The sequence below is a fragment of the Bradyrhizobium sp. Unk1 genome (assembly GCF_059512345.1).
In genome coordinates this window covers 211,619-223,854 of record NZ_JCAMOP010000006.1, presented here as the reverse complement: position 1 = coordinate 223,854, position 12,236 = coordinate 211,619, and the positions used below count along the sequence as shown (strand labels likewise).

11 protein-coding genes are annotated in these 12,236 nt (G+C 61.7%); 7 read left to right on the top strand and 4 right to left on the bottom strand.

Annotated features, from left to right (window positions below; genetic code table 11):
- Positions 1–235: 235 nt before the first annotated feature.
- Positions 236–1,795: a winged helix-turn-helix domain-containing tetratricopeptide repeat protein gene (locus AC5ZFO_RS10240; protein ID WP_282520934.1), complete on the bottom strand. Its 1,560-nt coding sequence runs from the start codon at positions 1,793–1,795 to the stop codon at positions 236–238.
- A gap of 223 nt (positions 1,796–2,018) precedes the next feature.
- Here AC5ZFO_RS10240 and AC5ZFO_RS10235 point away from each other — a divergent pair, with 223 nt between their 5' ends.
- The 4 genes from AC5ZFO_RS10235 (at position 2,019) to AC5ZFO_RS10220 (ending at position 6,201) form a co-directional block, all read left to right on the top strand.
- Entirely contained in the window at positions 2,019–2,315 is a 297-nt protein-coding gene (locus tag AC5ZFO_RS10235; RefSeq protein ID WP_282520935.1) for a DUF1127 domain-containing protein, read from the top strand.
- A gap of 182 nt (positions 2,316–2,497) precedes the next feature.
- Complete coding sequence (locus AC5ZFO_RS10230; protein WP_496122017.1) at positions 2,498–3,973, top strand: sulfatase family protein; 1,476 nt, start codon at positions 2,498–2,500, stop codon at positions 3,971–3,973.
- Positions 3,974–4,343: 370 nt separating this feature from the next.
- Positions 4,344–5,534 (top strand): amino acid ABC transporter substrate-binding protein, encoded by a 1,191-nt coding sequence (locus tag AC5ZFO_RS10225; protein WP_496122016.1) that lies wholly within the window; start codon positions 4,344–4,346, stop codon positions 5,532–5,534.
- A 301-nt stretch (positions 5,535–5,835) separates the two neighbouring features.
- Positions 5,836–6,201 carry a cupin domain-containing protein gene (locus AC5ZFO_RS10220; protein WP_282520938.1) on the top strand — a complete coding sequence of 122 codons (366 nt, stop codon included), beginning with the start codon at positions 5,836–5,838 and terminating at the stop codon, positions 6,199–6,201.
- Positions 6,202–6,351: 150 nt separating this feature from the next.
- On the opposite strand, the gene AC5ZFO_RS10215 is transcribed toward AC5ZFO_RS10220, so the two are convergent.
- Positions 6,352–7,590: an MFS transporter gene (locus tag AC5ZFO_RS10215; RefSeq protein WP_282520939.1), complete on the bottom strand. Its 1,239-nt coding sequence runs from the start codon at positions 7,588–7,590 to the stop codon at positions 6,352–6,354.
- A gap of 129 nt (positions 7,591–7,719) precedes the next feature.
- On the opposite strand from AC5ZFO_RS10215, the gene AC5ZFO_RS10210 reads away from it, so the two are divergent.
- Positions 7,720–8,325 carry a TetR/AcrR family transcriptional regulator gene (locus AC5ZFO_RS10210; protein WP_282520940.1) on the top strand — a complete coding sequence of 202 codons (606 nt, stop codon included), beginning with the start codon at positions 7,720–7,722 and terminating at the stop codon, positions 8,323–8,325.
- A 319-nt stretch (positions 8,326–8,644) separates the two neighbouring features.
- Here AC5ZFO_RS10210 and AC5ZFO_RS10205 read toward each other — a convergent pair whose 3' ends face one another.
- Positions 8,645–10,018: a PleD family two-component system response regulator gene (locus tag AC5ZFO_RS10205; RefSeq protein WP_028150565.1), complete on the bottom strand. Its 1,374-nt coding sequence runs from the start codon at positions 10,016–10,018 to the stop codon at positions 8,645–8,647.
- A gap of 14 nt (positions 10,019–10,032) precedes the next feature.
- Positions 10,033–10,398, bottom strand: coding sequence for a response regulator (locus AC5ZFO_RS10200; RefSeq protein WP_008566616.1), 366 nt, complete (start codon positions 10,396–10,398; stop codon positions 10,033–10,035).
- Between the two features lie 228 nt (positions 10,399–10,626).
- On the opposite strand from AC5ZFO_RS10200, the gene AC5ZFO_RS10195 reads away from it, so the two are divergent.
- Both AC5ZFO_RS10195 and AC5ZFO_RS10190 read left to right on the top strand, forming a co-directional pair.
- Complete coding sequence (locus AC5ZFO_RS10195; RefSeq protein WP_045008046.1) at positions 10,627–10,938, top strand: DUF3572 domain-containing protein; 312 nt, start codon at positions 10,627–10,629, stop codon at positions 10,936–10,938.
- Positions 10,935–12,227 (top strand): DNA polymerase IV, encoded by a 1,293-nt coding sequence (locus AC5ZFO_RS10190; protein ID WP_282520941.1) that lies wholly within the window; start codon positions 10,935–10,937, stop codon positions 12,225–12,227. Before AC5ZFO_RS10195 ends, AC5ZFO_RS10190 begins: the two co-directional genes overlap by 4 nt.
- Positions 12,228–12,236 lie beyond the last annotated feature (9 nt).

Sequence of the window (12,236 nt, the reverse complement as noted above, 5' to 3'; positions counted from 1 at the left end):
GCCCTTCCACCAGCCTTGGCGGCGAAAACGAATATTCGGATCGGGCTGAAACCGGCTCCAAAGCCGTTGCGCAGTGGACCGCCAATGTCTCAGTTGGGTCAAAATGCGAAGAACGCGGAGTGAGCAAAGTCAGTCCGCTCTACCCCACCAAGCGGACCTCAACGAAAGGTGTCGCCACTTCGCTGATGGGCCATAAGCCGTCATTCGATCACATCGTCCGCACAGCGCAGGAAGCTTATTCGGGCAACCCCGCTTTCCGAAGACCCTCGATAAACAGCTTCGAGTTTTTGGGGACCCGGGCGATATGCGCCGATATTGTAAAGGCGGGATCGATCTCAAGCACGCGCGCCGCCGCCGCGTGCGCCTCAGCGTCGCGTCCGAGATGGGCGAAGGCGGACGCGAGGCCGCGGCAAGCTGGCATAAAGAAGGGATTCTGACGAAGGGCTTTCTTCAATACGACGATCGCCTCGTCAAAGCGGCGAAGCCCCATAAGGGCATGCCCAATGCCAAGAAACGTCATGTGCAGCAGCGGGTCTACCGGGCTCATGCGAATGGCACGTTCAAAGCTTCGGATCGCTTCCTCCGGCTGCCCCGCCATTATATAGACCCAGCCTCTGTTGTTCCAAGTGCGCCAAGAATTTGGGTTGAGCGCGACCGCCCGGTCAGCCATTTCGATCTCGGCTTCACTATCGCCGACCATGCCCGCCAAGATTACGGCAACTCTTGACAAGGTGTCCGGATCACCATCATCGATCCTCAATGCCAAACGAGCAAGCCGAACTGCTTCCTTGCAGTCGAACTGGGGATCGTTGGCATAGCCTAAAGCGACGTTGCTCGCATGACAGTCACCTGCCAGAGCCGCTGCGGAGCCGAACCTGGGGTCTAGCTCCAATGCGCGATGAGCCAGCCTGATCGCCTCGGCTAAACTTTCGCGGGTCGTCAGGTAATACTGTTGCATGGATCGGAGAAAAAAGTCATAGGCAGTGAGGTTCTCTGGTCGCCGCCGCGTCGCCATTTCGATTTCTGTTTGAAGCATCTTTGGCTGAACGGCCGAGACGACGGCGAGCGTTACTTCGTCCTGGAGAGCGAAAATATCCGTCAGATCACGCTCGAATCTGTCCGCCCATAGATGCGCGCCTGTCACCGCATCAATCAATTGCCCTGTGATGCGAACTTTCCCAGATGCCTTGCGCACAGCCCCCTCAAGCACATAGCGCACGCCAAGCCTGCGTCGGACCTCCTTGATATCGACAGCTTTGCCTTTGAAGGTAAAACTCGAGTGACGCGCGATAACGAACAGAGACTTAAAGCGCGATAGCGCAGTGATGATTTCTTCCACCATGCCGTCGGCGAAATATTCCTGCTCGGGATCGCCGCTCATGTTCTCAAACGGCAGCACGGCGATGGAGGGTTTGTCGGGGAGTGCAAGGTCGGGTTTTTGAAGTTCTAGCTGGTCGTCGGCAACTGCTGCGCCTGCCGGTTCCTTCGCTTCCCGGACAGCTCCGACGAAACGGAGGCCCTTGCGCGGTAGTGTCTTGATGAAGCGCTGTTCCTCGCCGGAATCGCCGATTGCAGTCCGGGCGGCATTCAGGCGGGTTGTCAGCGCCGCGTCGGATACGCTGCGCCCATTCCAGATGGCTTTGATGAGGTCGTCTTTACCGACGACGCGCTCCCTGTTGCGGATCAGATAATCGAGCAGATCGAACACCTGCGGTGCGATACGGACAACGTCTGCCCCTCGATACAACTCGCGCCGGTCAGGGTCGAATACGTAATCCTCGAAGAGATAGCGCAAGATGCGAATCCCCTTGGATGAGAGCCCCGAAAACCGGGTAGCGCTTTGGCCTGGCCGGAAATCGCAAGAATAAGCTGCCGGTGAGGAAAATGTAAGATGCCGGTCAAGCGTACCCGCCGCCCTCGCGGCACCCTCGTGCCGGCTGCGACGGCTCCTGACACCATGATGGCAACAGGGGAACGCTAAGGCCGTGGAAGAAACTCCGTCCCAGGGGGACTTCGCAATGAACTTGACGCACGTCACAACGTTGCTGGAACGAACATCCGTATCAACCCGGCATGTCTCCAGCTTCATCTGGAAATATTGGGATGCCTTTCGGGAGCGCCGCGAATGCCAAAAATTGCGCGCCACCCTGTCCAAGTTGAGCGACACGGAGCTGATGGACATCGGCGCCACGTGCGGAGAGATCGACTACACCGCTTCGCACCAAGGTGTTGACCCGCGAGGCATCCGATCCGGCGAATGGCTCCGATACCTGCCAACGGTAGACGGCGAGATTGGGCCCACCGACTTCCGATAAGGGTCAAAAGCTGCCGTCTCGAACGATGCTCCGATTGGCCAGCAGTGGGCCAGAAGTGGACATCCTGGTTGCTGCAGTGCCTTCGGTTCAGCTCTCGCGGGCAACCCATCCGCTATCGCGAAAGCGACTAGGATGTTAAGGTTTGTTCTCAGTCACCAATCAACTTAAGAGGGAGAGCACTCGTGGTTCAGCAGAGCGCAATTTCTCGTCGTCGTTTTGTCCAAACGACTGCCGCGAGTTCATTGGCACTCGCGGGGATGGGCCATCGTCGCCCGGCTCGGGCTCAATCGACAAAGCCGAACATTGTCTTCATCCTGGCGGATGATCTCGGCTACGCCGATGTGGGCTGCTACGGTCAGCGGGACTATACGACACCGAACATAGACCGGCTGGCTGCCGAGGGATTGAGATTCGCGCAGGCGTACTCCAATTCGCCTGACTGCTCTGCGACGCGCACGGCTTTGATCACGGGGCGCTATCAGGCTCGCTTGCCGGTTGGGCTCGAAGAGCCGCTTATTTCTTTAAGTCCCAAAGGGACTGGCTTGGCGCCAAGTCACCCCACTTTGCCGTCGCTGCTGAAGAATGTTGGGTATGGCACGACGCTAGTTGGAAAGTGGCATCTTGGTGATCTGCCGGATTTCAGTCCGATGAAGAGCGGCTATGATCAGTTTTTCGGGATACTCGGCTGCTGCGCCGACTATTTCAATCATGGAGCGGAGGCTTCCCGGACGTATGTATTACCGTTCCCCGGACTTGCGCATCAACTTTACGAGCAGGAGGTACCGGTTGAGCGTCACGGTTACATGACAAACTTACTCGGCGATCGAGCCGTGCAAACTATTGAAGGCTACGCCAAGTCAAAAGAGCCGTTTCTGCTGAGCCTGCATTTCACCGCTCCGCATTGGCCATGGGAAGGGCCGGATGATGAGGCAGAGTCGAAGCGGATCAGGGATATTTTTGACCGCGATGGCGGCTCGCAGAAAACTTATGCGGCGATGGTGCAGAGCCTGGACGCCAATATCGGTCGCGTGCTGCAAGCGCTCGAAGCCAGCGGTCTCGCCGGCAACACCATTGTCGTTCTCACCAGTGACAATGGCGGCGAACGATTCTCCAACGTATGGCCGTTTACCGGCATGAAGCACGAGCTGCTCGAAGGTGGCATTCGCATTCCCGCGATCGTGCGCTGGCCTGGACGGATCGCGCCTGGAGCGGTGTCCGAGCAGGTCATGATCACGATGGACTGGATGCCGACCTTACTGGCTGCTGCCGGCACATCGCCGGACGCGGCGTATCCATCCGATGGAGAGGATCTTGGACAAGTCTTGACTACCCGGATGGAGGCGCATCCTCGGAAATTGTGCTGGCGCTATAAGGCGGGATCGCAGCGTGCTATCCGCGACGGCGATCGGAAATATTTGCGGGTTGCTGGGAACGAATTCCTCTTCGATCTTGCGAGAGACCCGCGTGAGCGGGCCAACCTCAAGGATCGGGAGAAAGACGTATTCGAACGGCTGAAAAGCGACTGGGAGGCTTGGGACGCCACGATGCTACCGGAAAGGTCTCGGCCGGCGAATTATGCCAACTCGAGCAATTTCCTGGCTGACCACTATGGCGTCGTTAACCCGGCGGCCCCGCCGACCATTTCCCCCGCGAGGTGATCATTGATTTGGAAGGCCTGAGTGTGCGAGCCGCTGTCGTCGAGGCAACCGACCTCTGGTCAGTCTCGGGCTGGAAAATTGATGTCCGAAATAGGTCAGGAGCGCCCGTCAAGGCAATCGTCGTACAACGTCCGGTCTCCCGCAGACAGCCGACATGGCGGCGGCCCGTTCGTTGTTCAGCTGAGGGCCACGAGCGGACTTTGCGGTCCGTTCCTATGTTAGATCGCGCAATGAAGGCGAAAGGCGAGGCTCGGACAGAGTTCCCTCTCCTCGCTGAACGTCAGAAGACACAAGTGCGTACGTTTCGATCTGGTTCGCATTGTGCTAAAATGCTCGAGTGGGTGGGATCGTCAGGCTTGGGAGAATTCCCGTGGCCAGGTCCTTCGTCGTTATCGTTCTCGCCGCTCTGGTTACGCTCGGGATTTGCGGATCCGCGCTCTCTCAGGATCCCGATCGCGAACGGCTTCGGGTCGGCGCCACTATGTCAATCACCGGGAAGGCATACTCCGTTCAAGGCAGATATGGCCGGGAGGGCTACCTGCTGTGTCAGAAGCACCTGAACGCGCAAGGCGGTCTGCTCGGCAAGACCGTCGAGTTCCTGATCTACGACGATGAATCTGACGAAAAGACTGCGGCGCGCCTGTACGAGAAGCTGATCACCGAGGACAAGGTCGACGCGATTCTCGGACCTTACGGCACCGCAATTACGGAAGCCGTTGCTGACATCCCGGACAAGTATCGCAAGGTGATGATTGCGGCGAACGCCGCGACGAGCTCGATCTGGGAAAAGGGGCGCAAGTACCTGATCATGGTACTCGCACCAGTTGACTCAGCAGCAGTCGGTGCGCTTGACCTCGCAGCGCGCAATGGACTGAAGAATGTGGCAATCGTCTATCAGGATGCGCTGTTGCCGAAGGCAGTGGCGAAAACCACCAACGAACTTGCCAGGAGCATGGGTTTGAATGTGGTGTCCCTCGAAAGCTATCCCACTGGCACAAGCGATTTCTCCGGGGTCTTCCTGAAGGTGCAGCAGTCTGCTCCGGATCTGTTGGTTACGGCAGCCGTCCGGATCGATGATCTGATGGCGATGATTCGCCAGATGCGGGTCCTGAACTTCGATACCAAGATGGTGAGCAGTCTGCCCTATGGCTTGCTGCCGGAATTTTACCAGTTGCTCGGAAAGGATGCCGAGTTTGTCTACAGCGCAACATTCTGGGACGGCAGCTTGCCAAATCCCGGCAATCCGGAATTCGTCGCGGCGTACCAAAAGGAATTCGACCGCGCGCCGGCTGTTCAATCGGCCAACTCGTATGCGGGCTGCCAGATTTTTGCCGAGGCGGTGCGGCAGGCAGGGACCACCGAATCTGAAAAGCTCCGCGACGCGCTGCTGTCACTCAAAACCAGGTCTGTCCTCGGTGACTTCGCCGTCGACCAGCGCGGTTTCCAGATCGGACAGAAGGCCGTGACGATCCAGTGGCAGGACGGAAGGCAGGCGGTAGTCTGGCCCGACGGGTTGGGACCTGCACCGCGATTCCCCACGCCGAATTGGGCAAGTCGGTAGCTAAGGAACGCCGTGCGGTCCATGTCCGTCTTGGTTCAAAATGCGAATAGCTCAACCTGAGCAAAATTGGTCCGCTGCGGCCCGCGAAGCCGACCTCAATCAGACGGTTCGCACTTCGCTAATGGGCCAACAGTCGACAGGAGAGCCGTTGTTCTTGTTACAATAATTGGCGCGATGGGAGCTCGACGTTGCTTCGCAAAGCAAAACGACGCTGAGATGAATTTCGCCATGGCCGCCTTACGCGGACCGCGCACGTTCGATATGGTCGTGACGTCCGACATCTCACGCGGAGGTAAGCGACATGCCCGTCATCACAGGTTTCGACAAACTGGCGTCAGTGCCCGAAGAGCAGATTACCGAGAACATTCGGCGCCGAGTCATATCGGGCAAACAAGGCACGATGGTCAGCTGGAGAATTAAGGCGGGCGCGCGCGCCGCCGCTCACAAGCATCCGCATGAGCAGTTCGTGTGGATGATTACCGGCACCATGGAATTTCGAATTGACGACAAAAAGCGAACAATGAAGCCCGGTGACATCGCCGTGATCCCGGGTGGCATCGAACACGAAGCCTATTTTCCGGAAGATTCAGAGTTGATCGATTTCTTCGCGCCGGTGCGCGAAGACTTTCTGACCGTTGCGCCCCCATCCTACATGGTAGAGCGCTGAGCCCCGCGTAGGCTATTGAACAGCGAAGGATGATGCCCGCGAGCCGCATGCCTGATGTGCGCTTCGGGCGCGAGCGGCTTTTGCCTGTCATGCCTAGCGCACGGCATCCGCTGTAAGCTCCCAAGCTGACGTTCGCGAGCACCACCCCGCCTACGCCGTCCGCAACACCGGCGTCGGCGGCTGCGACGGCCGGATCAGCGCGAACGCGACCTGGATGATGCCGCCGGCCAAGCCCAGCGCCACGCCGATGCGCCAGGCCATGGTGTAGGAGCCGAGCGCGTCGTAGAGCACCCCTCCTCCGTACGCGCCAAGGAAGCTGCCGATCTGGTGGCTCATGAAGGCAAGGCCCTGGATCATCGCCTGCCAGCGCAGGCCGAACATCTCGGCGACGGCGCCGGCGACCAGCGGCCCGACACCCATCCAGAGGAAACCCATGATGGCACCGAACAGCAACGTCGAGAACGACGTCGCCGGCAGCATGAAATACCAGGCGAGCGCGAGCGAGCGCAGGATGTAGATGCCACCGAGCAGCGCGAGCTTGTTCCAGCGCTGGCCGGCCCAGCCGAAGAACAGCGAGCCCAGCACGTTGAAACCGCCGATCATTCCGAGCGTCTGCGCGCTCAGCATCGGATCGAGGCCGCAGATCGCCAGATAGGACGGCAGATGCGTGGTGAGAAACACGAGCTGCATGCCGCAGACGAGATAGGCGCAGGTCATCACCACGAAGGGGACGTTGCCGAATGCCGCCTTCGCCACCGATGCGGCGGTGGCATCGCCGATGTCGTCGGCGGCCGGCTTCGGCAGCGGGACCTGGTCGACGCGACCCGCATACCACGCCGCGGGAATCATCAGCACCGACATGATGACGAAGCCGGCGAGCCCGGCGCGCCAGCCAAAACCCTCGTTGAGCATCTGCCCGATCGGCGCGGACAGCAGCGCACCAAGCGAGCCCGCGCCGGACACGATGCCGAGCACGGTGGAGCGCACCGTCGCGGGCACCGCGCGCGCCGCCACCGACATCGCGATCGCCGCCGCGGTGCAGGCCAGCGACGTCCCGATCAGCACGCCGGCGCCGATCATGATGCTGACGAGCCCGTTCGCGGTCGCCATCAGCACCAGGCCCGCAATGTACATGAACGAGCCGACGATCATGATGGGACGAAAGCCATAGCGGACAGTCATCGCGCCGGCGAGCGGCTGGAGAAAGCCCCAGGCGAGGTTCTGCACGGCCAGCGCCAGCGTGAAGTCGGACACCGACAAATGGATGTCGTGCGTCAGCGGCTGCATGAAGATGCCGAGGCTCTGCCGCAGCCCCATGCTCAGCGTCAGCATGATCGAGGCGCCGATCAGGATGGGCAATGTCGGACGCAGGACCTGCAACAGGGGCATATTCTTCTCCCTCGTCGGCGCGACGCGCGCGCCGGCGTCTGCAATTCTCAATGATTTTGGTTACACAGACCTGTGTACTTAGGCTATGAAAGGTCCATGTTGTCAAGCGAACAGGACGCATCCCGCTGCATGGCTCCCCCGCCCACACCACAGACGATGAAGGAGCGGATCCTCGAGACCGCCGACAAGCTGTTCTATCTGCAAGGCATTCGCGCCATCGGCGTCGACACCATCGCGGCCGAGATCGGCATCTCCAAGCGCACGCTCTACAACCACTTCCCCTCCAAGGACGCGCTGATCGCGGCCTATCTGGAGCGCCGCTTCGTCAAGCCGCGCCCCTCCGACAAGCCGCCGGCCGAGCAGATTCTCGGCACCTTCGATTCGCTGGAGCGGCGCTTTGCGGCCAAGGATTTTCGCGGCTGCCCGTTCGTCAATGCGGTCGCTGAGCTCGGGCCGACGGACCGCGCCGTGAAGAAGATCGCCATCGCCTTCAAGGAGAGCCGCCGCGTCTGGTTTCGCGAGCGGTTGAACGAGCTCGGCGTCACGGAGGCGGATACGCTCGCCACCCAGCTCGTGCTCCTGGTCGATGGCTCGATCGCGCAGGACCTCGTGCGCGACGACCCCGCGATGGCCCGCGCCGCGAAGGAAGCGGCCAAGGTGCTGCTGCGGAATGCGGGCGTGGATGTGGGTGGTGATGAGAAGCCGGCGGTGGCAGACAAGCGCTCGCCACACTGAGCACTGCTGCCGCATCACTCGGTGTCATCACCCGCGAAAGCGGGTGATCAGTATTCCAGAAGCGGTTGTGATTGAACCGAGAGGCCGCGGCGTACTGGATTCCCCGCCTCCGCGGGGAATGACAGTGGAGTTTGGGGAGAGGGCTTCGCGCAACAACCGCGCCCTGCCCGATCCTACCAAAATGCTCCTGTTTTGCCCGACGTGTCAAACGCCCGGGCAATCGGCATAGGCCCGCCTAGCCACCCGCATAAGCCATTGATCCGACTAGCGCCGGGTACTGTGCATGGGGTTGTTTTCGCAGTTCTTGTTGCAGGCGGCCTCACGCCGCCTGCGACACCACGCGATTGCGGCCGTCGTGCTTGGCGCGGTAGAGCGCGGTGTCGGCGCGCTTGAGGACGTCGGCGACCGCCTCGCCCTTCTGCTCCAGCGTGGTGAGGCCGATCGAGATCGTGACCTCGATGCGCTTGGTGCCCTTGTGGACAGCGAACGGCTCGCCCGCGATCGAGCGGCGCAGGCGCTCGGCGACCATGCCGGCGACGTGCAGATCAGTCTCCGGCATCACGATGACGAACTCCTCGCCGCCGTAGCGACAGGCAAGGTCAATGCCGCGGATCGACTTGCGCACGCGCACCGCGAACTCGCGCAGCACGTCGTCGCCGGCGTCGTGGCCGTAATTGTCGTTGATCGACTTGAAATAGTCGATGTCCAGAATCATCAGCGCCAGGGGCTTGCCGCGCGTCGAGGCTTGGTCAGCGAGCGTCGCCAGATGGCTCTCCATGTAGCGGCGATTGTGCAGGCCGGTGAGCGCATCGGTGATCGCCATCTCGATCGAGTTCTGCACGTTGTCGCGCAAATGATCGGTGTAGCGACGGCGGCGGATCTGCGTGCGGGCGCGGGCCAGCAGCTCGGTCTTGTCGATGGGGCGCAGCAGGTAGTCGTTGACGCCGATCTCGAGGCCGCGGAGCAGCCGCGTCGAGTTCTCGGGGTCCGCAATCGCCAGGATCGGCACGTGGCGCGTGCGCTCCAGCGAGCGCGCCTGGCTGCACAGCCGCAGCCCGTCGAAATTGTTGAGGTCGAGCGAGACGATCAGCAGGTCGTAGTTGCCCTCGGCGGCGTGGAACAGCGCTTCCGTCGGGTTCGGCTCGACGTCGATGGTGTGCTCCGCGGCGAGGATCGTCGCCAGCCGCTCATAGGAGGACTGACGGTCGTCGACCAGTAGAATACGGCCGCCCCTGCCGGTGTCAGCCACCGCGCTGCGCTCGGGCGCCTGCATGCCGATCTCGAGCGAGGTGATGGCGCGCATGCGCAGCTCATCGGTCATCATCTTCAGCCGCGTCAGCGAGCGCACGCGCGCGATCAGCACGACATCGGAGACGGGTTTTGTCAGGAAATCGTCGGCGCCCGCTTCCAGCCCGCGATTGCGGTCGGCGGGGCTGTCGAGCGCGGTGACCATCACGACGGGGATGTGGTGCGTCGCCGGATCGGTCTTGAGACGGCGGCACACTTCAAAGCCGTCCATGTCGGGCATCATCACGTCGAGCAGGATGATGTCGCATTCGGCGCGGCTGGCCAGCGCCAGCGCCTCGGTGCCGTTCGAGGCGGTCATCACGTCGAAATATTCGGCGGACAGGCGAGCTTCGAGGAGTTTGACGTTGGCGGGAACGTCATCGACAACCAGGATACGCGCGGACACTGTGAACTCACTTCCTATCCGATAAAACGCCGGACCGTCTCAATGAATTTGCCGACCGAGATCGGCTTGGACAAATAGGCCTCGCAGCCGCCCTCGCGGATGCGCTCTTCGTCGCCCTTCATCGCGAACGCCGTGACCGCGACGACGGGAATGGCACGCAGCTCCGGATCGTCCTTGATCCAGCGCGTGACCTCGAGGCCCGAGACCTGCGGCAATTGGATATCCATCAGCACGAGGTCGGGTCGCATCTTGCGAACGAGGTCGAGCGCCTCGTAGCCGTTGCTGGTGCCGGAGGTCTGGTAACCGTGCGCCTCCAACAGGTCGCGGAAGAGCTTCATGTTGAGCTCGTTGTCTTCCACGATCAGGACGGTCTTAGCCATCCCGCCCTCCTGATTGGCACGAAGCCCTATACATGTGACGCCTCAGGCGCCGCTCGCCGGCGCTTCGAAAACTGGATTCAAACTAGCCTCAGATTCGCTTGAGTTTCGTTAAACCCGAGGGCCGACTTTCTGCGATGTGGTTTCCAGTTGCTTGTCGGCGGTCTTGAGACTCGGGCATGATGGCTGCAAAGTAGACACCGAAAGTTAATGGAAAGGCAAACTGGCCCCTTGAAAAAGCCTGTTCACAACCCTCGCGAAGTCGCTGAAATCGTTGCAATTCAGGCGCTCTCCTTCGTGGCTGGCGATCCCGAGCGGCTGGGCCTGTTTCTGGCTGAGACAGGGGTCGGTCCGGAGACCCTGCGCAATGCCGCCTCGGACCCGAATTTCCTCCTCAGCGTGCTCGATTTCGTGATGCGCGATGACGCCACCGTGAAGGCCTTTGCCTCGACCGCGGAGCTGCATCCGACCAACGTTGCTGCGGCGCGGCAGGTGTTGGGCGACGCGCTCGGCGACCGGACCTGGGAGCGCGACGTGCCGTGACCGCCTCTGACCCGGCCGGGCCTCGCTGCTTCTGCCGGGATTGTCTGGCCGATCTGAATATGGGCGTGCGGCGTTGCTCCGCCTGCGGTTCCCCTCGCCTCGTCCGCCACCGCGCGCTCGCAGGCCTGACCATCGCCCATATCGACTGCGACGCCTTCTATGCGACGGTCGAAAAGCGCGACAACCCTGATATCGCCGACAAGCCCGTCATCATCGGCGGGGGTAAGCGCGGCGTGGTGTCGGCCGCCTGCTACATCGCCCGCACCTATGGCGTGCGCTCGGCGATGCCGATGTATCGGGCGCTCGAGGCCTGCCCGCACGCGACCGTGATCCCGCCCGACATGGCGAAATACGTCCGTGTCGGCCGCGAGGTGCGCCAGGCCATGCAGGCGCTGACGCCGCTGGTCGAACCGCTCTCGATCGACGAGGCCTTCCTCGATCTCTCCGGCACCGAGCGGGTGCACGGCATGGTTCCGGCCAAGGTGCTGGCGCGGTTCGCGCGCAACATCGAGCGCGACATCGGCATCTCCGTCTCGGTCGGCCTGTCCTGCAACAAGTTCCTGGCCAAGATCGCCTCCGATCTCGACAAGCCGCGCGGCTTTGCCGCGCTCGATCAGGAGGAAGCCCGTTTGATGCTGGCTTCGAGGCCGGTCGGCTTCATCTTCGGCGTCGGCCCGGCCACGCAGGAGCGCCTGGCGCAGCGCGGCTTCCGCATCATCGCCGACCTGCAAAGGGCCGACGAGATCGAGATGATGCGGCAATTTCCGAGCGACGGCCGCAGGCTGTGGCGGCTCGCCCGCGGCATCGACGACCGCCGCGTCGAGCCCGATCGGGGCGCCAAGACGATTTCGAGCGAAACCACCTTCGAGACCGACATCCGCGATTTCGCGACGCTGGAGAAGATCCTGTGGCGGCTCTGCGAGAAGACCTCGTCGCGGCTCAAGAGCAGCGAGCTTGCCGGCTCGACCGTCACGCTGAAGCTGAAGACCGCCGATTTCCGCCAGCGCACCCGCTCGCAATCGATCGCAGGCCCGACGCAGCTTGCCGCCAAGATATTCTCGATCTGCCGCGAGATGCTCGCGAAGGAGATCGACGGCACTGCCTTCCGCCTGATGGGCGCCGGCGTCAGCGCGCTGCGCGAAGGCTCGCCCGCCGACGACACTGACATGCTCGACCGCCGTGCTGCGCATGCCGAGCGCGCGGTGGACAGTCTGCGCAAGAAGTTCGGCAACTCCGCCGTCATTCGCGGCATCGCGTATGATGGCCCTGAAACAGGACAGCAGGAGTGATCGAGTCCT